Raw genomic sequence first — 21,759 nt, 5'->3', positions numbered from 1 at the left:
GGATAAGCTCTAGCGACCATACACCCGCCAGCGCTTATAGATCTGTGCCGGCATTCCTTCGACGAGCCGAAGAATATCGTGATTGTCTTCCAGCATCCAACTGATCTCCAGGAAAACTGTACCGCGGGCCCGGGCCCGCTCCTGGGCGTCCACTAATAGCGCCGATATTGCCATCGCACCGATGCGCGTGCCTCTGAAGGCGCGCCGAACGCCGATCATCGGCAACCGCCCCCCCTGTCCGCCAGCCTTCAGGCGACGCAGCATACGCAACCAACCGAACGGAAAAAGCTTGCCTTTCAACCCGGCGACAGCATCGTGGACGTCGGGGATCTGGGCAACAACTGCAATCGGTTCGCCATCCCAGCAAGCCACCCGAACCCAGTTTCCGCCGACAACAGGACCGACCACCAAGGGCTTCATCAAGGCACCGATGAACCGGGCTTCCTCCACACCGACGGGCGTCGCATGCCAATTATCTGCCCAGGCATCGTTATAGATCGCGTTGACGATCTTCATCCCGGTCTCATATCCCCAGCTTTCCATGGAATGAAGGCTGAGGCGCGCGCTTTCGGACCAGCGTTCGGCCAGTTTGCTATAACGCGGTCCGAGTTGATCGCTGGCCAGCGGATGACGGTGGGCGAGGATATCTTTTACCCTCGAAAATCCTGCAGCCTCGATGTGGCGGCCATACCAGGGCTGGGCATGATTGGTCTTCGTCTGGGGCGGGGTATCGAACCCTTCCACCAGTAATCCGACTTCATTATTGATCGAAAAGCTGAAAGGCCCCTCGATGCGGGTCAAACCACGCTCGCGGCCCCAGGCAGCCACACGCTCCAGCAGGGCCGCGAACAGTGCTGGATCATCGATGCCTTCGATAAAGCCGAAGAAGACAGTCCGGGTGCCATATTTAGCCTGATGCGCCAGATCATGGATCGCGACCACACGGCCAACGGCCCGGTTCCCGTCGAAGGCGACAAAGGGCTGCACCGCATTCTGGCGAATGAAGGGGTTGTTCGCCGGGGAGAAAAGCTGACGCATCTCATAGTCGAGAGGCGCCCGCCAGTTACGGTCACCTCCTTGCGACACGCTGGCGGCATCGATAAAGGCACGAAAATCCTGGCTCGTCCTGACCGACCGAATATCGTAATTCGTCAATTGTCGTCGCCGAGCACCATGCCTAAGCGAGCGGCCAGTTCCTTTACTGTGTTACCCGCGGCCTGGACGGCGGCCCAGCTTTCGGTAAGGGCCTCCAGTGTCTGGTCGATCTGCGCGTCAGTATGGGCACACGACAGGAAGAAACGGAGGCGCGCCGATTTCTCGGGCACGGCAGGGTAGAGGATCGGCTGAACGTTTATCCCACGCTCATAGAGCTCGGCAGCAAGTCGGGCAGCTTTGATGGAACTGCCGGTGATGATCGGCACGATGGCCGCACCGACAGACGGACCGACATCGAACCCGCGCGCGGCGGCACCATCCCGGAAACGCGCGCTCTGCTTATTGAGCTGCGACACCCGCCAGGGCTCGGCCTTCATCATTTCGAGCGAACCGAGCGCCGCCCCAGCTACTGGCGGCGACATCCCGACCGAATAGACAAAACCGGGAGCGGAAAACTTCAGATATTCGATCAGCGCGGCCGATCCGCAGATATAGCCACCGCAGCCGGACAGGGTCTTGGACAGCGTTCCCATCCAGATATCGATATCGCCCGGCGCAATACCCTGAGCCTCAAAGATGCCATGACCCGTCTCACCGAGAACACCCAAGGAATGGGCCTCGTCCACCATCAGCCAGGCGCCCCAGCGGTTCTTGACCTCGACAAAGCGGGCCAGATCCGGCAGATCGCCGTCCATGCTGTAATGCCCTTCGAGCAGGATCACCGCCTTTTCGTGGGCGCGACGTTCGGCCTTCAGAATCTTCTCCAGCGCTTCCCAGTCATTATGCGGGAAGGCGATACGGCGGCTGCCCGAAAGCTGCGCCCCCTGCACCGCGCTGTTGTGGATCAGCGCATCATGCAGCACCAGATCTTTTGGCCCAAACATATGGCCGATGACCGACACATTGGTGGCATGGCCGGAGACCATCACAACGCAATCTTCAGCCTCATAGATCCCCGCAATTGCCGTTTCCAGCTCGCGGTGGATCGTCTTTTCACCCGACACGACGCGGCTGGCCGAAGCCGAAGTACCATATTGATCGACCGCCGCCTTGGTGCGCTCGGCCACATGCGGATGTCCGGCAAGGTCGAGGTAGTTATAGGACGAGAAATTGATGTATTCGCGGTTGCCGATCAGTGCCGTGGCACCCGAAGCGCCCTGGTGCACCCGGAAGAAGGGGTTGGGGATACCAAGCGTATCCGCCATCACCTTCTGCTGCTTCATCTGGCGATAGCCGGGCAGTTCCTCGAAACGCGGCATCGGCACCATGACATCCGCATCGGCCAGCCGTCCGCCACTGGCGCCTCCATCGCGCCCCTGACGGCGAGACGAAAGGTCCTTCAACAGTTTATCTTTGGCGGCCGACAGGCCGAACAGGCGATTTGAGCTCATCAGGCTAACAGGCGCTTTACCGAATCCGATTTCGCTTCCAGCGCACTGGAGAGCGCCGACATGTCGAGGTTACTCGAACCCTCTTCGTAACGCGAGAGTTGCAGCAGATCCCCATCCCCGGCAGGCGCCTCATCCCCGGTCAGCGACCCCACCAGTTTATCGGCCATACCCGACAAGGTGGTACCGTCGGAGAGCGAGAGCACCGGCAGTTCGACGCCGAAGCGGGCTTCAACCGCCATGCGCAGCTCAACCGCCATCAGACTGTCCATGCCAAGGTCGGCGATGGGCTTGTGATGATCGAGCTTATCGGCCGGAAGCCGCATGATCTGCGCCACTTCCTCGCCCAGCAGGCCCGCGACCAGATCGCGGGCCGCGGCCCGGCTGAGGCCCTTGATCGCCGCGCGGATATCGATGGGACCAGCCTCGGCACCTTCACGCGCAGCGGCCTTGCCCCCAAGCCCCGCATAGGTCGGGCGGCTGAAAAGCGGCAGCATCTGGCGCGCCTGACGGGCATCGAGTTCGACAACAGCGCGCTCCGCCGTGCCTTCGACCAGCAGGCGTTCGAGAGCATCGAGAGCCTCGGAGGAACCGAGCGCACGATGGCCCAAGCGCTTGCCCAGACTGTCCTGAACCTCGCGATGGCGGGCAAGATAACCGACATCATCGATTGCGCCCCAGGCCACGGCCAGACCGGCTTTGCCTTCGGAGCGACGACGGCGGATCAGCGCCTCAAGGTAAAGGTTCGCAGCCACATAGTTCGACTGGCCAGGATTCCCGATATAGGTCGTCGCCGAGGAATAGACGACGAAGAGATCAAGCGGCAGATCATGGGTCGTCTTGTCCAGATGGTCGGCACCGGCAATCTTCGGCGCCATGACCCGGCGGAAACGCTCGGCATCCTGACCGGACATCAGGCCGTCATCCAGCACCATCGCCGTATGTAGAACGCCCTTGAGCGTCCCCCTGGCCTTGATGCGGCCGATCATCGCCGTGGTCGCGGCGGCATCGGTCAGATCAACAGATTCGACGATGACTTCGGCCCCCAGGGCCTGCAGTTCGGCGACTGCCGCTTTCGCAGCATCCGAGGCCGCACCGGAACGACCACTCAGCACCAGTTTACGGGCGCCGCGCTCCACCAGTCGACGGGCCGTGGCAAGGCCGAAGCCGCCAAGACCACCGGCAACCAGATAGATGCCATCGGACGATAGGGCCAGCTTGGCGGCGGGCTTCGCCGACGGAACCGCGACGCCGTGATAGGTCAAGACGATCTTGCCGATATGGCCCGACTGCTGCATCAGGCGGAAGGCGGCCACGGCTTCATCATGGACAAAAGCACGATACGGCAGCGGCTTGAAAGCCCCGTCTTCGAACAGCGTCACCATCTCGCGGAACAGCTTGCGGGAGAAGGCAGGCTTCACCGACAGCAGCTGATCGGCATCGATGCCATAGAAGGTGATGTTGTTGCGGAAGGGACGCAGACCCAGGCGCGAGTTCTGATAGAAATCGCGCTTGCCAAGTTCCAGGAACCGACCGAAGGGCTTCACAACACCCAGCGAGCGCTCCATCGCCTCACCTGCCAGCGAGTTGAGGACAACGTCCACCCCTTCGCCATCGGTCAGGGCCAGAACATCGTCGGCAAAGGCAAGGCTGCGTGAGTCGAGGATATAATCCGCGCCCAGCATCTTCAGGAAGTCGCGCTTCTCGTGGCTACCAGCCGTCGCGAAGACGATCGCGCCAACAGACTTGGCGTATTGGATCGCCGCGATACCGACACCGCCGGCGGCGCCATGGATCAGCACTCGCTCGCCTTCAGCCAACTGCCCCAGATGGCCCAGGGCGTAATAGGCTGTGAAGAAGGCCGACGGAATGGTCGCCGCCGCTTCAAAACTCAGCTCGCCCGGTATCGGCGCACAGGCCACGGTGGAGGTTGTCAGATGGCTGGCAAAGCAGCCCGACGCAAAGGCCATAACGCGGTCGCCGATGGCGAAGTCGCCGACGCCCTCGCCCACGGCCGAAACGATACCGGCGCATTCCATGCCCAGGGTCGGACCGGCGAAACCGGCCAGCAGAGCCTCTTCCGGCAGCACGCCCATCGCCCACATGACATCGCGGAAGTTAAGACCAGCCGCCTTCACTTCAATCTCGATCTCACCCTTGCCCGGCGCCTTACGCACAACGGGACGATAGCTGAGACGATCCAGCGAACCGTTTTGGTCGATATCGAGCTTCAGCGCGACCTTAGTGCTCGCATCAGCTTCGAGAGCGATCGCCGGTTTTGCCTTATGCAGACGCAGGACGGAGCGGCCAGCCTCGGACAGCAGGATTTCCGTCTCGCCGTCCGGATGCACGATCTCTTCTGCCAGACGGGCGAAATCGGCTTCGCCCGGCGCGAGGTCAACCATGCGGATATCAAGGTGCGGATATTCATTGACCGCCACGCGGCCAAGCCCCCAGAGCGGCGCCTGCGCGGCACGCACGACCTGCCCTTGAGCGCCCATGGTGACGAACCAGAGGCGCGGCCCTTTGTCGTCCATCGCCTGGATCAACGGCAATGCGGTCAGGCAGCGCAACTCCTGCACAGCCATCGGATCGGCTTCATCGGCCATCAGTCCGGCCAGATGCACCATCTCGGCAATCTTGGTGCCTTCGGCAGCCAGGGCATCAAGCAACGCCTGCCCTTCTGCCACATTCGACAGCGGCACGATCAGACGGTCAGCAGCCACCCGGCGGAAAGCCGGGCCAACTTCGACAATCATCGCAGCACGGCCGCGCGCCTTTAGCGCCTCGCCTAGAGCGACTGCGGTTTCCATGCCTTGGGCATCGGTCAGCAGAACGGCCAACCCGTCGGTCTGACCGGCATCTTCGGTCTTCGCGATGGGCAGGAGTTCCGGGTTGGCGGCAGTCAACAGCACGCCGCCGCCATCCATCGCGATAGCCTGCAGATTGCCATAACCGGCGGCATCCAACGTCGTCGTCCATTCGGCAGCCGTTAGGGCCAGACCGACCGGCAAGGAGACGTCAGCGGTCTGTTGCCACCAATGGGCGTCGAGACCGCGAACCAGATCCAGGAACCGGCTGGGCTCGGGTTCGGCCAGCAACAGCGTGCCGTTCTCCGCCAGCAGCTGACGCAGAATGACGGGCGCATCGCCCGCGCCACGCTCCGCCAGAACAGCAGCGCCCAGGATCAGATCGAACCGCTCGCCCGCCAGACTCTGATCAAGCAGAGCCTTAGCCGGATCCAGCAGCACACAACGGGGCGCATAGGCACCGCTCAAGGCAGCTTCGGCTCGGTCAACGGCATCCTGATTGGCATCCGAAACCGTCAGTTCGACGGAGCGGCTGCCAATGGCTGCCAGAAGGCGGCGGGTCAGTGCGCCATCACCGGCACCGATTTCCAGAACCCGCAGCGGACGACCTTCGGGCCACTGCGCCAGGATATGAGCGAAGGTCGTTGCCACGCCATCGATCAGCGGACGGCGCGTCGCGCCACCGGCGGCCAGATGCGCCGTCAGGGCAGCAGATGCCTTGGGCGCGCCTTGCTCGGAATCGGCCAGAACGGCGGTCAGATGGTTCGCAGCCCGGCCAGCCAGCAGGATCTCGGGCAAGGCATCGGGATAATCGCCGATCAGCATGCGCCAGAGATCGTCGGACGGCGGCAGGCTGCTTTCATCGGCCAACTGCCAGCCTGGTGCGTTTTCGCTCGCCAGACCTTCGTCCTGAGCAATACGCAGCAGACGGTGCAGCAGCGGCAGCGACTTTGCGGAAACGACACCGGAATTCACCAGACCCATCGGCAGCAGAGCGCCTTCCGGGGCAAGCTTCACCAGCGTCTCATACGCTATCGCGGCGCTATAGGCATCAAGCAGCAGCTGAACGGCATTCGGCTCGTCATCATTCCCGATCAACCCTGCGTTGCTCAAAACGGTACGCAGGTCAGCCAGATCCAGCTTTGCAGCCTGGGTCAATAGCCCCCCGGTCGCCTTCGGAACAGCACGATACTGGAAGAACTTCTCGTTCAGGCTGGTTGTGCGGGCCAGATGGGCACGGCGGAAGCGAACCTCGACCGCACGGGCCAGCAGATTGCCGGATGCATCCAGCAGCTCGAAATCAGCCGCAGCCGACTTGCCGCTGAGATGGGTCAGCGTCAGGCGGCAATAGCGTGTCTCGCCCGTCCCGAACACCTGCAGACGACCGATGCGAGCGGGGAGATACGTCCGACCACCACCCGTCGCAGTTCCCTTGGCCAGCAAGGCGAACAGCGCCTGGAACGCACCGTCGAGCACCGACGGATGCAGCAGCCAACGGCTGTCTTCGCCCCCGGCTGACGCCGGAACCGGGGCAATGGTCGCCAAAGCCTCGGTCGACGAGGTCAGCGTGACGCCTTCGACAAGACGGAAAGCCGGACCATAGGGCAGCCCGAGCTGATCGGCGAGTTCATAGAGTTCCTTGCCGGAAACCTTGGCTCCTTTTGCGCTCGGCACTTCGGCGGCAGGAGCCTGAGCGGCAAGACGGCCCACATGGGCGACACCGTGCAGCGTGATCCCTTCGCGGGACAGACGCGGCCGGGAATAGATCTCGACCTTCTGGGCCTCGGCATGCCAGCGCACTTCAAGGCTGCGCGCGCGGCCTTCATCCAGGGTCAGCGGGCGCATGATCTCGAGATCGCGCAGATCGATTCCCACGCCATCGCCAAAAGCGGTCTTCGCGGTCGCCAACGCCAGCTCGACATAACCCGCTGCCGGGAAGACGACACCGGTATCGACCCGATGATCGTCCAGCCAGGGCTGCAGATCGGTGTCGAGCGTATTGATGTAGACCGGCTCGGAGCCCTTCTGCCAACCGAGCAGCGGATGGACCTCGGAAGCCTCGAGCAGATCGGTGCCTTCGATTGTCCGCTCGAACCAATGGCGCTGACGCTGCCAGGGATACAGCGGCAGGGCGCAGCGCTGATAGGCACCGGCGTAGAGCCCGTCGATATCGAGGGGAGCACCGGCGACGTGGGCGCCGGTCAGCACCGTATCGAAAGGCGCAGCATCCTGGTTGCGGCGATGGAGCGTGATCAGCACGGTGCCCGGCTGGCCCGCTTCGCGCAGGCAGTCGCGCACATAGGACTGCAGTACCGGGGTAGGCCCAATCTCGACGAACACCAGATGACCGCCGCCGATCAGGGCGTCGCTCGCCTGACTGAAAAGCACCGGCTGGCGGATATTCTTCCACCAGTAGTCGGCATCCAACTGCTCGCCCTCAATCAGACCGCCCGTGACAGTCGAAGAGAACGGCAGACGGGTCGCCGAAGGCTTCAGTGACTTGAGATCACCCAGCAGCCCGGCTTTGGTCGGCTCCATGGCAGCGCTATGGAAGGCGTAATCGATGTCCAGCAGGCGGAAGACCCAACGGTTCTGGGCCGCCCATTCCCCAAGCGCCTCCAATGCCTCGGTATCGCCCGAGATAGTGACAGCACGCGGGCTATTGACCGCAGCGATCTCCAGTTTACCCTTGAAAGGCTCGATCGCGGCCTGCGCTTCGGCGAGCGGCAGGCTAAGCGCGGCCATGCGGCCCTGCCCCTGGGTTTCCTGCTGGCGGCGCGACCGGTGATAAATCACCTGAACAGCCTGTTCCAGGGTGAGTGCACCGGCGATGTGAGCGGCCGCGACCTCGCCGACCGAATGACCGCTGGTCGCCTGGGGAACCACACCGCGCGCAGCCAAGGCCGCGCAGATACCGAGCTGAACCGCAAACAACAGCGGCTGAGCAATATCGGTCCGAACCAGATCGGCTTCGAGCGTATCGGAGAAAAGCTTCTCCACGACCGACCAGCCGGTCAGCGGTGAAAGCAGCGCGTCTACCTCTTCGATCTTGGCGCGGAAATCCTCGTCGCCCTTGAAGCTATCGCGCCCCATGCCCGCCCATTGCGAGCCATTGCCGGAGAAGACGAATGCCAGCTTGGGCGCCGGGCCGACAGTCTTGCCGGACACGGCAGCGCCGGACGGCAGCCCGTCAACGAAGGCATCGAGCTGCGCCAGCATCGCACCGGCGCTGGTGCCATTGGCGACCAGACGATGGTCGAAATGATCGCGATTGATCGCAGCCGAATAGACAAGGTCACGCACCGCGCCGTCATCATCACCAAGGTCGATCAGACGGTCGCGATACTGCACGGCGGCGGCCTGCAAAGCCTCCGGCGAACGGGCGGACAGCAGCAGCGGCGGCAGACGATTGGCCTGAGCCTGTTCGCTGGCGGCGACGGCGGGACCACGGGAAATCACCACATGGGCGTTGGTGCCGCCAAAGCCGAAGGAATTGACGCCGATGAGACTGTCTTCATCGATGTCGACCGGACGCAGGTCGGTGACGACCCCCAATTTCCAACCGTCAAAGTCAATGGCGGGGTTCGGCTCGTTGAAATGCAGCGATGCCGGAATAGCCTGATGCTCCAGCACCAGCATCGATTTGATCAGACCGGCCATGCCGGAGGCGGGCTCGAGATGGCCGATGTTCGTCTTGACCGACCCGATGGGCAGCACATCGTCGCGCTTGCTCGACAGAGCTTCAGCGATCGCCCCGGTTTCAATCGGATCACCAGCGGACGTACCGGTGCCGTGAGCTTCGAAATAGGCCAGCTTGTTGGGATCGATACCGTTATCGCCATAGACCTGCTTTAGCAGGGCCGCCTGCGCATCGCGCGACGGCAGCGACATGCCGGTGGTACGGCCATCGGAATTGACGCCAGTCGCATGGATGACAGCGCGGATCGTATCGCCGTCGCGGACCGCATCCTCAAGTAGCTTCAACATGACGACACCGCCACCCTCGGCGCGCACATACCCGTCGCCCGAAGCGTCGAAGGCATGGCAGCGGCCGCGCGGGCTCAGCATCTTGGCCCGGCTGAAACCGATGAAAGGGAACGGGGTCAGAAGAATATTCACGCCGCCGCAGATGGCCATCGACACCCGGCCATGGCGCAGTGCCTCGCAGGCTTCATGCAACGCAACGAGCGAGGACGAGCAGGCGGTATCCACCGCAAAGCTCGGCCCATGCAGATCGAAGATATAAGAGATACGATTAGCAACCGTCGAAAGCTGGTTGCCGATCATGAAATATTGATCGCTGTTGGCAGGATCGCCCAGGCGAAGGTTGGAATATTCCAGGCCGGACACGCCGACATAGACGCCGGCATCCTTACCCGCCAGACGGGCAAGCGTCATGCCGCTGTCGTCAACAGCTTCCTGCACCAGCTCGAGCAGCAGACGTTGCTGGGGATCCATCTGCAGCGCTTCGCGCGGCGACACACCGAAGAAACCGGCATCGAACCGATCGACTTCAGACAATACACCCGCAGCAAAAGTATAGCTTTTGCCGACTTCAGACTGCCTGGGATGATAGAAAAGCCCTTTGGCCCAGCGATCATCGCCGATCTCGGTCACGGCATCACGACCATGACTCAGCAGGTCCCAGAACGCCTCCAGGTTATCGGCACCCGGAAAGCGGCACGAGGCGCCAATGACAGCAATCGGGCGAAGCGTTTTATCCATACCGACCCTGTAAACAACCCATCTCTATAGGACATCTGTTCCGTTCTCACGTCGCCCTGCAGGACGCTCCGGCGGAAACTTCATATCCTAAGCCTGACACAGGAACATCGACCCAAAGATTAACTCTTTGCAATGTTCACCTCAACGAACGAACAACCATACTTTGGCGTTCTACCCGTTGCGAGACACCGCTTATAGGGGATCAATCCGCTATCGTCAACGTAACGACAATTCACGATTGAGTCGTCTGACAGCGGATATTGATCTTTCTTCCCGCGAATGACTCGCGCGAAGAAAACTCGCTTCACTTTCTTAAAGCCAGAACTATACCGGCCGACACCATTACCGCTGAAGCAAAGACGGCAAGGCCCAGGGGCTCGCCCAAGACACCCCATCCCGCGATGGCACTGAAGGGAGGAATAGCCGCAGTAAACAAGGCCGTCCGCGCCGACCCGAGATAGTGCAGAGCTTGCCCATACAACCAGACCGCCAGCCCCGCATTAAGCCCGCCCTGCACCGTCATTTGCAAAAGAACGGTTTCGAGTCCGGGAATGGGATGCCGCCACAAGGCAACGGGGGCGCATATCAATAGTCCGACCACGACCGTCGACAGGGCTAGATCCACCGGCGTCATCTGCCAACGCTTCGCCAGCACGGCGCAGACCGCCCAGACCGCCCCGGTCAGAATGAAGAGACCGATGCCGGTAATCCCGCCTTCGATGCGTCCCAGCATCAGGCCACCGATTCCGGCCAGCAGAAAAGTGACCCCGACTATGCGGCTCCGAGGCCAGGGTTCGCGGGTTAACAGCAAGGTTACCGCAATGAGGCTTGCGGGCAGCACCGCGCCCCCCAATCCGGCAGCCCCTATCGAAAATCCGGCATAGAGCAGAAAGGCATAAATCGGCCCACCCAGCAGCCCGACTGCAAGCATGTGCCTGGGGCGGGCTTTTACTTCCCTGCCACGCCTCCCCAGAAACCAGAGGACCAGCACGACCGGCAGCGCCCCTAAGAACCGGAGGGCAGACAAGGTGATCGGCTCGACCGCCGCCGAAGGAGCCAATCGCGCCACAGCAAAAGTCAGCGCCGAAATGACCGGCACCCCAAGGCCAAAAAGCAGCCCAATCCTGAAAGTGCTGGTGTTTGCCATCGACATATCCTTGCTTTTGGCAAGCATATGCCCTTCTGCCCTAGCCGTCCAGCGAACGTTCCGCCAGGAATTCACGGGTCCGGCGCACGGCTTCAGCCAGCCCAACCCGCTCGATCACCACACCGGGCGGGAAGGCGCCTTTGAATTGACTGGGTAGGGGTTCGAGCAGCACGAAGACACCATGGTCGGTAGCGCGCCTCACCAGACGGCCAAAAGCCTGCTTCAGCTTCAAGCGAACCAGACGCTGATCCCAGCCCCAGCCGCCAAAGGCGTTTCGTCTCGCCTTATGCAGGATGGTCGGACGCGGCCAGGGCAGACGATCGAAGACGATCAGACGCAGCGAGCGCCCCGGCACGTCCACGCCGTCGCGCACAGCATCGGTGCCCAACAGACAGGCGTCCTCTTCGCCCCGGAACACATCGATCAGCGACGAAGTCTCCATGGCATCCACATGCTGGGCATAGAGCGGCAGACCGCGATCCTCAAGATCGGCGGAGATACGCCCATGCACACCTTTCAGGCGGCTGATGGCCGTGAAAAGCCCCAAAGCCCCACCGCCCGACGCTAGGAACAGCGCGCGATAGGCAGCCGACACCTGGGCGATATCCTCGCGCCGTACATCATCGACGACAAAGACTCTGGTCTGCGCGGCATAATCATAAGGGCTTGCCACCTGGGCGCGGACAGCTTCGAGCGACAGATAGGGTAGACCGAGCCGCCGCTCCGCCGCCTTCCAATCCGCCTCGCCATCGCCGGACCTATCCGTCAAGGTCGCCGACGTAACCACCAGCCCATGGGCAGAAGACGCAACCGCCTTGGCAAACGGCTTGGACGGGTCGAGCCAATGGCGATGCATGCCGACATCGACATCCTGTCCGCCTTCCCGGTCCAGGCCGAACCAGTCGACAAAATCCTTGTCTTCCTCGCCGTTCAGCGCCGAGAGCATGGATATCCAGCCGGTCAGAGGAATGACGAGACGGCGCTCCAGCGAGCGCACGGCCCCTTCAATACGGCGGCGGACATCGCGATCCAGGTCTTCGGCCTCTTCCCCTAGACGGTCGGCAAGGCGTTTGATCAGCCGGTCAGCCGGGGTCTTGAGCGCTTCCAACGCAGCCTTGGCGTCGAGGGCCGCCTGCTGCATCTCCGGGATCGTCGGCCGCACATCGGCTTCCAGACTATAGAGGGCATCGCCCTGCCCCGTCTGCCGAGCCAGCACCTGCTGTCGCACCAAGGCCAGGAAAGCTTCCACCGGCCCCGCCGAACGTCCTTCCGCCAGCCGCTCGGGCCAGCCTTCGCCGGGCAGGTCCTTGGCAAACTTCAGCAGGGCATCGAGATCAGCTGCCATCCGCTCGTCGGTGATCAATTCTTCGATGCGGCGGCGTAGACCACGGGCGCGCGAGCGCATGCCGCCCTCGGCACCCAGCAGCCACCGCCGGACCTCCTGCCCTTCCCCACCGGAAAGCTGGGCGGAAAAGGCGCTATCGGCGGCATCGAAGACATGATGCCCTTCGTCGAACACCAGGCGTGCCGGAACGGCACCGTCATCGCCGCCATTGAGCGCGCCCTGGATCATCACCAGCGCGTGGTTCGCCACCACGATTTCGGCCCGCTTGGCCTTGCGGATGGAACGCTCGACAAAGCAGCGATCAAAGTGGTGGCAGGCGGAATAGATGCATTCGCCACGTCGGTCCGCGAGCCCCAAGGTCCGCGCCCGCCCCAGCAGATCCGGCAGCCAGCCCGGAAAATCGCCGCCCGTCAGATCGCCATCTCGGGTCGCCGCTACCCAGCGCGCCATCAGACCTGCCGCAACAGCGCCGCCCGGCTGGGGTGCATTACCGGCAACTCCGGCCAGTTCCTCATAATTCAGCAGACAGAGATAGTTCTCTCGACCCTTACGGACCACCGCCCGTGCGGCCTTCTGGGCCGGGTCCGGATAGACACGATCCAACTCGCTGTCGATCTGGGCCTGGAGATTCCGGGTATAGGTCGAGATCCAGACAGCGCCGCCGTTCTTCTGGGCCCAGACCGTCGCGGGAGCGAGATACCCCAGCGTCTTGCCAACCCCGGTCCCAGCCTCCGCCAGCACCACGCGCGGCTCGCCCGGCACATCGCGCGGCTGAAAGGCCAACGCCACGGCAGAGGCGTAATCCGCCTGACTAGGTCGCGCTTCCGCCCGTTCGCCAACGATGGCCGCCAGTTGGCGACGCGCCTCCTCTGGTTGGACCGGATGATGACTCGGCGGCTCTTCCGGGCCACCTTCAGGAATTTCCGGCAAGGCGCGCCAGACTGCGAAACCCCGTGTCCCCGGTTCCACATCCCCCAGCGCCACCTGGACATAGGAAGCCCAGGGCCAGCCGTTCATGCGGCCAGCAATGGCAGCAGCCTCGCGATCCCGGCCCGCGCGCAGTTCGGCCAGCAGCACCGTCGCCGCATCTTTCAGCGCCAGGGCCTCGTCGATCAGATTGCTGGGTGTCGGCAGGTCGAGCACATCCAGCAGCCCGCGCACGGTCGGCAGGCAAAACTCGGCTGGACGCACAAAGGCAAAAAGTTCGAGCAGATCGAAGGCTGGCAGGCTTTCCAGACCCAGGCGCCGCGCCACCGACTTGGCATGGACCACCATCGGCGGCACGCGCTCCTGCAGCAGCCGCGCCCGCGCGTCATTCATCGCCAGATCATCGAAACTGCCGTCCGGGTCTACCCAGGCCGCCCGCTTGAGGCCGACGGTCAACAGCGGCACATCGGGCAAGGGCAGCATTGATGTCAGCCCCCCGCTCATTTCCGTTCGTTATCCGTTCCAGCCATGGGAGCGAGCTATCGCACGCTCGCAGGCTCAAGGGCAATGACGAACTGCCCTTTCGTGGCCTATTGTCGCGCATGCCTGCGATCCAAGTCACCAACCGCATCTTCATCGACGAGTCCGAGCTGGACGAGAGTTTCATCGCCAGCTCCGGCCCCGGCGGCCAGAACGTCAATAAAGTCGCCACCGCCTGCCAGCTAAGGTTCGATGTCGCGCACTCACCCGCCTTTAACGATCATGTACGTAGCCGCCTTATGGCCTTAAGTGGCAGCCGCCTCACCCTGGACGGCGTCATCGTCATCACTGCCCGCCAGTTTCGCACCCAGGAGCGCAACCGCGCCGATGCCCGCGAGCGGCTGTTCGCCCTAATCCGTGAAGCGGCAATTGTTCCCATTGCCCGCCGCGCCACCAAGCCGACGCTCGCCTCGAAGAAGCGGCGGCTGGACGAGAAAAGTAATCGCGCTTCGATCAAGAAAGGGCGCGGAAAGCCGTCCTTCGACTGAACCGATTGTCTGCCCGCCGCGTATAAGAAGCATGAGCGATCAAGCCCCCACCCTCCTCTGGTTCCGCCAGGATCTCCGTCTAGCCGATAATCCAGCTCTCAGCACCGCCGTCGAGCGTGGAGCACCGATTTTGCCGCTCTTCATCCTGGATGAGGAAAGCCCCGGCATCCGCCCCCTAGGGGGCGCCGCGCGCTGGTGGCTGCACAAAAGCCTGGAGGCCTTAGGCGCCGATCTTCAGAAGCTGGGCCTTGATCTGATCCTGAAGCGCGGACCGGCCGCTTCAATTATCGCGCAACTGGTGGAAGAGCATGGCATCGGCGCCATCTATTGGAACCGACTCTATGATCCCGCCAGCCGCAAACGGGATGAAGCGATCAAAAGCGCCCTCAAGGACAGCGGCCGGATTGTCGAGAGCTTCAATAGCCTGCTGCTGTTCGAGCCCTGGCAGGTCAAGACCAAGCAGGGCGGCGCCTTCCAGGTCTTCACGCCTTTCTGGCGGGCGGCGCGGGAACAGGTGCGGATCACCCGCCCCCTGCTTGCCCCGGAAGGCAGACTGCCAGGCTTCCCCAAGGCACAGAGCGAAACCCTGTCCGATTGGGGTCTGCTGCCGACAAAACCCGATTGGGTGGGCGGTCTGCGCGACGCCTGGACACCGGGCGAAGAAGCGGCGCGGGAACGAGCCAACGACTTCCTGGATGATCGTCTGGATATCTATGCCCAGCAGCGCGACCGGCCGGACCTCGATATCTCCTCCCATCTCTCACCCTATCTGAGGTTCGGGGAGATTTCGCCGCGCCAGCTCTGGGCTGCGACCGATCATCGGACCCATGGCGAAATCACCTCGGGCGGGGCGGAAACCTTCCTCCGGGAATTGGGGTGGCGCGAGTTCTGCCATCACCTGCTGTTTCACCAGGACGACCTCGCCTCCACGCCCCTGCGGGAGGAGTTCACGCAATTCCCCTGGCGCGAGTCACCCAAGGATCTGGAAGCCTGGCAGAAAGGCCTCACGGGCTATCCCATCGTCGATGCGGGCATGCGCCAACTTTGGGCGACCGGCTGGATGCATAATCGGGTGCGGATGGTGGTCGGCTCGCTGCTGGTCAAGCAACTGCTATTGCCCTGGAAAGCGGGGGAGGAATGGTTCTGGGATACGCTCGTTGACGCCTGTCCCGCCAGCAACCCCGCCAGTTGGCAATGGGTCGCAGGCTGCGGGGCCGACGCCGCCCCCTACTTCCGGGTCTTCAACCCCGTCCTGCAAAGCCAGAAATTCGATCCCAAGGGCTCTTATATCCGCCGCTGGGTGCCGGAACTGGCAGGTTTTGATGACGATACGATCCATGAACCCTGGAAGGTCTCCGCGGTCCGGCGCACGAAGAATTATCCGGCGCCCATCGTCGAGCTGGCAGGCGGCCGGGCCCGCGCCCTCGACGCCTACGCCCGGATCAAAGGCGCTTCAGACAAAACCTCGTCACCCCGGACTTGATCCGGGGTCTCGGGTAGACAGGCCGCGTCGAGACAATCGAACGGAATTCGGCCACAGGAGATCCCGGATCAAGTCCGGGATGACGAGCTCTTTTACGACCTGAAGTAAACCTCTCGAGCATCCGGCGCGAAGATCGGCGCTAGCCCGGCAGCCACCTCCGCAATGATCCGCGCCCCATCTTCTGCGGATACGGGTAACCGAGTCTGCCCTAGGCTGGAAGCCACCCCATCGGCAAGGCCCGCCGCATCAGACACGCTCTGCAGCCGCTTCTGGTCCGCGAGAGCGGAAACCATATCCTCGAAATTGCCGGTGTAAGGCCCCACGAAGGTCGGCACGCCAAAACGCGTCGGCTCCAGCGGGTTCTGACCGCCAAAGGGGATGAGGCTGCCGCCAACGAAAGCTGCGGACGCCAATCGATACCAAAGACCCAGTTCGCCAATCGTATCGGCGATATAGAGGCCGCCCGGCGGCAGCGGGTCGCGACGCGAGCGTAACGCGATCCCGCCCAGGGCATCCGACCATTCGGCGCCGCGAGCAGGATGTTTCGGCACCAGGATCGTCAGCAGATCAGGATGCCGGGCTGCAAGCTGGCGATGCGCCTCGGCAATTTGCGTTTCTTCACCAGGATGCAGGGACGCTGCGACCAGCACCGGCCGGTCGCCGACCTGCCCCTGCAGCTCCGCCAGAACAGCCTCATCCACGGGCAAGGGAGCCGAGGCATATTTCAGGTTTCCCCGCATCTCGATACCCACCAGCCCCAAGGCTTTGAACCGGGCGACATCCGCCTCGCTCTGGGCCAGGATCGGCTGGAAGCAGTCGAAAAGCATGCGGGCCAGCCAGGACATCCGCCGCCAACGGGCCCCGCTGCGCGGCGACAGGCGGGCATTGACCAGGGCGGCTGGAATACGGCGCGCCCGCAGCTCCAGCACCAGCCCCGGCCAGATTTCCTCTTCGACAAAGATTGCAGCGTCGGGCGTCCAGTGATTGAAGAAGCGATTCACGGCGCCCGGGATATCAACCGGCACAAACCGATGCAGCACATCCGGCGGCAGCCGTTCGGCCATGATCTTGGCGGATGACAGCGTGCCGGTCGTCAGCAGAAAGCGCCACTCCGGATAGGTTTCCTGCAACTTCTTCAGCAGCGGTAGAATCGACAGGCTTTCGCCGACACTGGCGGCATGGATCCAGGCCAGTTTGCCGGTCGGCGTCTTGCTGGCATCAAAGCCCAACCGCTCCTTCCAGCGCTGCGGGTGCTCCTTACCCTTCCGCTTCCTCAAGAGCAGCAAAAGCAGAACGGCCGGCGTAAGCAGCCGGCCGATCAGGCGCCAGAGGGCGCGGACAAGATGTCGCCTGAAGAACAACTCAGCCCTTCAGCGTCTCTTTATAGGTCTCATAGGTCGAGCGAATGCCCTCTTCCAACGAGATCTTGGCCTTCCAGCCCAGCTTGGACAGGCGGGAAACGTCGAGCAGCTTGCGCGGCGTGCCGTCGGGCTTGGAGGTGTCGAACACCAGCTCGCCCTGGAAACCCACGACCTTCTTCACGATCTCGGCCAGTTCCTTGATCGAGACGTCCTCGCCCACGCCCACATTGACGATCTCGCTATCGTCATAGGTGTTCATGAGATAGATCGCCGCCTCGGCCAGATCGTCGGCATGCAGGAATTCGCGCTTCGGGCTGCCGGTACCCCAGACCGTCACGTTCGCCGCGCCAGCTTCCTTGGCTTCGTGAAACTTGCGGATCAGGGCGGGCAGCACGTGGCTGTTCTGCAGATCGTAATTATCGCCCGGACCATAGAGGTTGGTCGGCATCAGAGAGATGCCGCTCATCCCATATTGGCGACGGTAGGAATTGACCATTTCGATGCCCGCGATCTTGGCGATCGCATAGGGCTGATTGGTCGGCTCCAAAGGGCCGGTCAGGAGGTGTTCTTCCTTCATCGGCTGGGGCGCATGCTTGGGATAGATACAGGAGGAACCGAGGAATTCCAGCTTCTTGACGCCTGCCTTATAGGCACCGTCGATGACATTGTTCTGAATGATCAGATTGTCGTAGAGGAAACTGGCCGGATAGGTGTTGTTCGCCATGATGCCGCCGACCTTGGCGGCCGCGACGAACACATACTCCGGCTTTTCCCTGGCATACCAGGAATCGACCGCCGCCCGGTCCGAAAGGTCGAGGTCCTTTCGGAAGGGCGCCAGGACGTTTTTATAGCCCTGCTTCTTCAGCGCACGGACAATCGCGCTGCCGACGAGGCCGCGAGCACCGGCAACGAAGATGCGGGCGTCCTTGTCCATGCCTGCATTAGCCATGACGAGCAGCCCCGCCATTGGCCTTGAAGCCTGCATCGATCAGGGTCTTCTCGCGGGCGGCGAGATCCACGTCCTGCTCGACCATCATGGTGACGAGCTGGTCGAAGCTGGTCTTGGGCTTCCAATTGAGCTTGGTCTTGCACTTGGTCGGATCGCCCAGAAGGTAATCCACTTCGGTCGGGCGGAAGTAACGCGGATCGATCTCCACGTATTTCTGCCAATCGAGGCCGGCCTTGCCGAACGCCAGCTCGACAAATTCCTTCACCGAATAGGCCTCGCCGGTGGCGACGACATAATCGTCGGGCTTTTCCTGCTGCAGCATCAGCCACATGGCCTCGACGTAATCGCCAGCAAAGCCCCAGTCGCGCTTGCTGTCCATATTGCCGAGATACAGCTTGGTCTGCAGGCCATGTTTGATGCGGCCGACGGCACGGGTGATCTTGCGGGTCACGAAGGTTTCGCCGCGGCGTGGGCTTTCGTGATTGAACAGGATGCCGTTGCAGATGAAGAGGTTATAAGCCTCGCGATAATTCACTGCATACCAATGGGCTGCGACCTTGGCCGCCGCATAGGGCGAACGCGGGTAGAAAGCGGTGTCTTCGGACTGCGGGGGCTTGGCCGCACCGAACATTTCCGACGAACCGGCCTGATAGAAGCGGACCTGCTTGCCCGAACGGTCGGCATAGTCACGCATGGCTTCCAGCAGACGGAGCGTGCCCGAACCGACGACGTCAGCGGTATATTCCGGTGCCTCGAAAGACACCTTCACATGGCTCTGGGCGCCGAGATTGTAGATTTCGTCCGGCTGCACAGTCTCGATGACCCGGCGCAGCACGGTGCCGTCGGCCAGATCGCCGTAATGCAACACCATCTTGGCCCCGCCATTATGCGGATCCGAATAGAGATGATCGATGCGATCGGTATTGAAGAGGCTAGCCCGACGAATGATGCCGTGAACTTCATATCCTTTCGAGATCAACAACTCGGTAAGATAGGAGCCGTCCTGGCCGGTAATGCCGGTGATGAGCGCGCGCTTCATGTTTTGATCAAGCATCCAATAGTTAGAGGGATGAATTTGGGCCGGAGTATATCGCCCGGCGCGATCAAGGCTAGGCTTAAACGCGGCGAAAACACGGCAAGCGCGGTTAATTTTCTGCAATCGAAGGTCGGGCATGCGTCCGACGCACTATCGGATCACAGGATGGGTATCTATAGTTTGGCCCCAAGATGACCAGGCTCGACCTCTATCTTATCCGGCAGGTGACGCTCGCAACCATCGCGATTGCGTTGACGCTGACCAGCGCGATCTGGCTGACGCAATCCTTGCGTTTCATAGACTTAACCTTAAATCGCGGTATGCCCGTCGGCACGTTTTTGCAGATCTCGGCCCTGGTCGTGCCGAATTTTCTGACCGTGATTCTGCCCATCGCCCTCTTCGCCGCGATCCTTTTTGCGCTTGCGAAGATGCAGGGTGACAGTGAGCTGCCGGTCATGCGTGCCATAGGTTTGTCACCGGCCCGCATTGCACGCCCGGTCCTCATCATGATGCTGATCTTTACCGGCATCGGCTATGGGCTCACTCTCTGGGGTCTGCCGACCAGCTATCGCGCCTTCAAGGATCTGCAGGCCGAGATCCGCAATTCCTACGCCGCCCTCCTTATCCAGGAAGGCGTCTTCACGCAGATCGACAAGGGCGTCACGCTCTTCGTGCGCAACCAGGGTGAAGGCGGCAATCTGTCCGGTATCCTCGTCCATGATGAGCGGATCGCCGACCGGCCTTCCACATATCTGGCCGACAAGGGGACGCTGGTTGCGACTCCAACCGGCCCGCGGCTGACCATGGTCGGCGGCAGCCGTCAGGAGCTTAGCCGCAAAGACGGCCGGGTCTCTCTGCTCTATTTCGACAGCTATGCCGTCGACATCGGTCGGGTCGCAGGCGCCCCTGCCTTGCGTGAGCGGGAATCGACCGAACTTTATGTCGACGAGCTTTTTGACGATCAGACCGTGCGGGATCCGCGCAAGCAAGCGGCTTATCGCACAGAAGCCCATCAGCGGCTGGCCGGGCCCCTCTTCACCCCCATGTATGTCCTGATCGCTTTGGCTGCGATGCTGGCGGGCGAACACTCCAGGCGCGGCTTTTCCAAGCGAGTCTTGCTGGCAACCGTGATCGCTGCGTCGATCCAGGGACTGGGCTTTGGCCTCGCCAACCTCGCGGGGCGCAATGTAGCTGCCGTGCCGCTGCTCTATCTGCTGCCGGTCGTTACGACGATCATTGCCTTCTATATCCTGTCGACAGGTCGCTTCCCGCGATTGCCGACCCGGCGTTCCTCGGTCGCTCCAGCATGACCATCGGCTATACCCTTTCGCGCTATATCGGGCGCAGCTTCATCGTCTGGCTCGGGCTATTCTTCGGGATTCTGGCGGCGATCATTCTGTCCGCCGATCTGGTCGAACTGCTGCGCCGCGCCGCCGCCAGACCGGAAACCAGCTTCACGTCGGTCCTGCATCTGGCTCTGCTGAAACTGCCCAACACCGCCCAGTTGCTGCTGCCGTTTGCCGTGCTTTTTGCCGCCCTGATGTCCTTCTGGCGTCTCTCACGCACCTCCGAACTGGTGGTGGCCCGGGCGGTCGGCGTTTCGGTCTGGCAATTCCTGCGTCCCGCCATCCTGCTGGCGCTGCTGGTCGGTGTGCTGAAGGTCGGGCTGGTCAATGAATTCTCCTCCGTGACCTTCGCCCGCTATGAGCAACTGGAGCCGGTTCTCCTACGCGGGCAGGTCAATCAAGCTGCACTTGCTGGTGGTAACGGCCTGTGGCTTCGCCAGGGCGACGACGACGGCAGCGCGATTATCCATGCAGGCTCCATCGATGCCCTGACCGGCACCATGACGGACGTCATGGTCCTGCAGTTCAAGCCGGACGGGTCTTTCCGCACCCGGCTCGATGCCTCCCGTGCCCTGCTGTCCCCGGGTCGCTGGGTGCTTGAGGATGCGCGGTCGGCAGTCGAGGGGCGCCCACCCCAGGATGTCGGCGTGGTCGAACTGCCGACCGACTTTACCCTGGCCCGCATCCAGGACAGTTTTGCCCGACCGGAAACCATGTCCTTCTGGGCGCTGCCTGCGTTCATTGAGGGCCTGGAGAAGGCCGGTTTTTCGGCACTGCGCCATCGGCTTTACCTGCAAAGCCAGTTCGCCGTGCCGGTTCTGATGGCGTCGATGGTCCTTATCGCCGCCGCCTTCGCCCTGCGCCCCCAACGTCGCGGTGGGATCGGTCAATTGATCGCCGCCGGTGTCGGCGCGGGTTTTCTCGTCTACTTCCTCAGCGACCTGGTACAGGCCCTCGGTCTGAGCGCGACCATTCCGGTCACGCTTGCCGCCTGGGCTCCGGCCAGCGTCTCCACGCTGTTGGGGGTAACCCTTTTGCTTTACCTCGAGGACGGCTGAT

12 protein-coding genes are annotated in these 21,759 nt (G+C 62.4%); 4 read left to right on the top strand and 8 right to left on the bottom strand.

What is annotated here, in order from left to right; genetic code table 11:
* Positions 1 to 9: 9 nt before the first annotated feature.
* The 5 genes from ACFSM5_RS18370 to ACFSM5_RS18350 all read right to left on the bottom strand — a co-directional run bounded on the left by ACFSM5_RS18370 (position 10) and on the right by ACFSM5_RS18350 (position 14,001).
* Positions 10 to 1,155, bottom strand: coding sequence for a hypothetical protein (locus tag ACFSM5_RS18370; protein WP_379878013.1), 1,146 nt, complete (start codon positions 1,153 to 1,155; stop codon positions 10 to 12).
* Positions 1,152 to 2,546, bottom strand: a complete 1,395-nt coding sequence (locus ACFSM5_RS18365; RefSeq protein ID WP_379878012.1) for an aminotransferase class I/II-fold pyridoxal phosphate-dependent enzyme — start codon at positions 2,544 to 2,546, stop codon at positions 1,152 to 1,154. The genes ACFSM5_RS18370 and ACFSM5_RS18365 overlap by 4 nt, the downstream gene beginning before the upstream one ends.
* Entirely contained in the window at positions 2,546 to 10,078 is a 7,533-nt protein-coding gene (locus tag ACFSM5_RS18360) for an SDR family NAD(P)-dependent oxidoreductase (protein ID WP_379878011.1), read from the bottom strand. The genes ACFSM5_RS18365 and ACFSM5_RS18360 overlap by 1 nt, the downstream gene beginning before the upstream one ends.
* Positions 10,079 to 10,382: 304 nt before the next feature.
* Entirely contained in the window at positions 10,383 to 11,225 is an 843-nt protein-coding gene (locus ACFSM5_RS18355; protein WP_379878010.1) for a DMT family transporter, read from the bottom strand.
* Positions 11,226 to 11,265: 40 nt separating this feature from the next.
* Positions 11,266 to 14,001, bottom strand: coding sequence for an ATP-dependent DNA helicase (locus ACFSM5_RS18350; RefSeq protein WP_379878009.1), 2,736 nt, complete (start codon positions 13,999 to 14,001; stop codon positions 11,266 to 11,268).
* Here ACFSM5_RS18350 and arfB point away from each other — a divergent pair.
* On the top strand, positions 13,983 to 14,525 hold the full coding sequence (gene arfB, locus ACFSM5_RS18345) for an alternative ribosome rescue aminoacyl-tRNA hydrolase ArfB (protein ID WP_417498532.1): 543 nt from the start codon (positions 13,983 to 13,985) through the stop codon (positions 14,523 to 14,525). The two genes, ACFSM5_RS18350 and arfB, sit on opposite strands and share 19 nt — an antisense overlap.
* A 31-nt stretch (positions 14,526 to 14,556) precedes the next feature.
* Positions 14,557 to 16,008: a cryptochrome/photolyase family protein gene (locus ACFSM5_RS18340; RefSeq protein WP_379878008.1), complete on the top strand. Its 1,452-nt coding sequence runs from the start codon at positions 14,557 to 14,559 to the stop codon at positions 16,006 to 16,008.
* A 92-nt stretch (positions 16,009 to 16,100) separates the two neighbouring features.
* Here the strand turns inward: ACFSM5_RS18340 and ACFSM5_RS18335 are convergent, their stop codons facing one another.
* The 3 genes from ACFSM5_RS18335 to gmd all read right to left on the bottom strand — a co-directional run bounded on the left by ACFSM5_RS18335 (position 16,101) and on the right by gmd (position 19,357).
* Positions 16,101 to 17,285 (bottom strand): 3-deoxy-D-manno-octulosonic acid transferase, encoded by a 1,185-nt coding sequence (locus ACFSM5_RS18335; protein WP_379878007.1) that lies wholly within the window; start codon positions 17,283 to 17,285, stop codon positions 16,101 to 16,103.
* An 85-nt stretch (positions 17,286 to 17,370) separates the two neighbouring features.
* Entirely contained in the window at positions 17,371 to 18,336 is a 966-nt protein-coding gene (fcl, locus tag ACFSM5_RS18330) for a GDP-L-fucose synthase (RefSeq protein WP_379878006.1), read from the bottom strand.
* Positions 18,311 to 19,357 carry a GDP-mannose 4,6-dehydratase gene (gene gmd, locus ACFSM5_RS18325; RefSeq protein WP_379878005.1) on the bottom strand — a complete coding sequence of 349 codons (1,047 nt, stop codon included), beginning with the start codon at positions 19,355 to 19,357 and terminating at the stop codon, positions 18,311 to 18,313. The genes fcl and gmd overlap by 26 nt, the downstream gene beginning before the upstream one ends.
* A gap of 188 nt (positions 19,358 to 19,545) precedes the next feature.
* On the opposite strand from gmd, the gene lptF reads away from it, so the two are divergent.
* Both lptF and lptG read left to right on the top strand, forming a co-directional pair.
* Positions 19,546 to 20,664 (top strand): LPS export ABC transporter permease LptF, encoded by a 1,119-nt coding sequence (gene lptF, locus ACFSM5_RS18320; protein WP_379878004.1) that lies wholly within the window; start codon positions 19,546 to 19,548, stop codon positions 20,662 to 20,664.
* Positions 20,661 to 21,758, top strand: a complete 1,098-nt coding sequence (gene lptG, locus ACFSM5_RS18315) for an LPS export ABC transporter permease LptG (RefSeq protein ID WP_379878003.1) — start codon at positions 20,661 to 20,663, stop codon at positions 21,756 to 21,758. Before lptF ends, lptG begins: the two co-directional genes overlap by 4 nt.
* Position 21,759: the final 1 nt, after the last annotated feature.

It is taken from the genome of Lacibacterium aquatile (genome assembly GCF_042683105.1).
GTDB lineage: Bacteria > Pseudomonadota > Alphaproteobacteria > Elsterales > Elsteraceae > Lacibacterium > Lacibacterium aquatile.
The sequence above is the reverse complement of the archived record's forward strand: the minus strand, read 5'-3'. Positions and strand labels throughout refer to the sequence as shown.

Excerpts from the sequence above, each read along its gene's own strand:
- gmd (WP_379878005.1), bottom strand. The coding sequence starts at position 19,357 with ATGAAGCGCGCGCTCATCACCGGCATTACCGGCCAGGACGGCTCCTAT.
- ACFSM5_RS18360 (WP_379878011.1), bottom strand. The coding sequence starts at position 10,078 with ATGGATAAAACGCTTCGCCCGATTGCTGTCATTGGCGCCTCGTGCCGC.
- ACFSM5_RS18350 (WP_379878009.1), bottom strand. The coding sequence starts at position 14,001 with ATGAGCGGGGGGCTGACATCAATGCTGCCCTTGCCCGATGTGCCGCTG.
- arfB (WP_417498532.1), top strand. The coding sequence starts at position 13,983 with ATGTCAGCCCCCCGCTCATTTCCGTTCGTTATCCGTTCCAGCCATGGG.
- lptG (WP_379878003.1), top strand. The coding sequence starts at position 20,661 with ATGACCATCGGCTATACCCTTTCGCGCTATATCGGGCGCAGCTTCATC.
- lptF (WP_379878004.1), top strand. The coding sequence starts at position 19,546 with ATGACCAGGCTCGACCTCTATCTTATCCGGCAGGTGACGCTCGCAACC.
- ACFSM5_RS18365 (WP_379878012.1), bottom strand. The coding sequence starts at position 2,546 with ATGAGCTCAAATCGCCTGTTCGGCCTGTCGGCCGCCAAAGATAAACTG.
- ACFSM5_RS18355 (WP_379878010.1), bottom strand. The coding sequence starts at position 11,225 with ATGGCAAACACCAGCACTTTCAGGATTGGGCTGCTTTTTGGCCTTGGG.
- ACFSM5_RS18340 (WP_379878008.1), top strand. The coding sequence starts at position 14,557 with ATGAGCGATCAAGCCCCCACCCTCCTCTGGTTCCGCCAGGATCTCCGT.
- fcl (WP_379878006.1), bottom strand. The coding sequence starts at position 18,336 with ATGGCGGGGCTGCTCGTCATGGCTAATGCAGGCATGGACAAGGACGCC.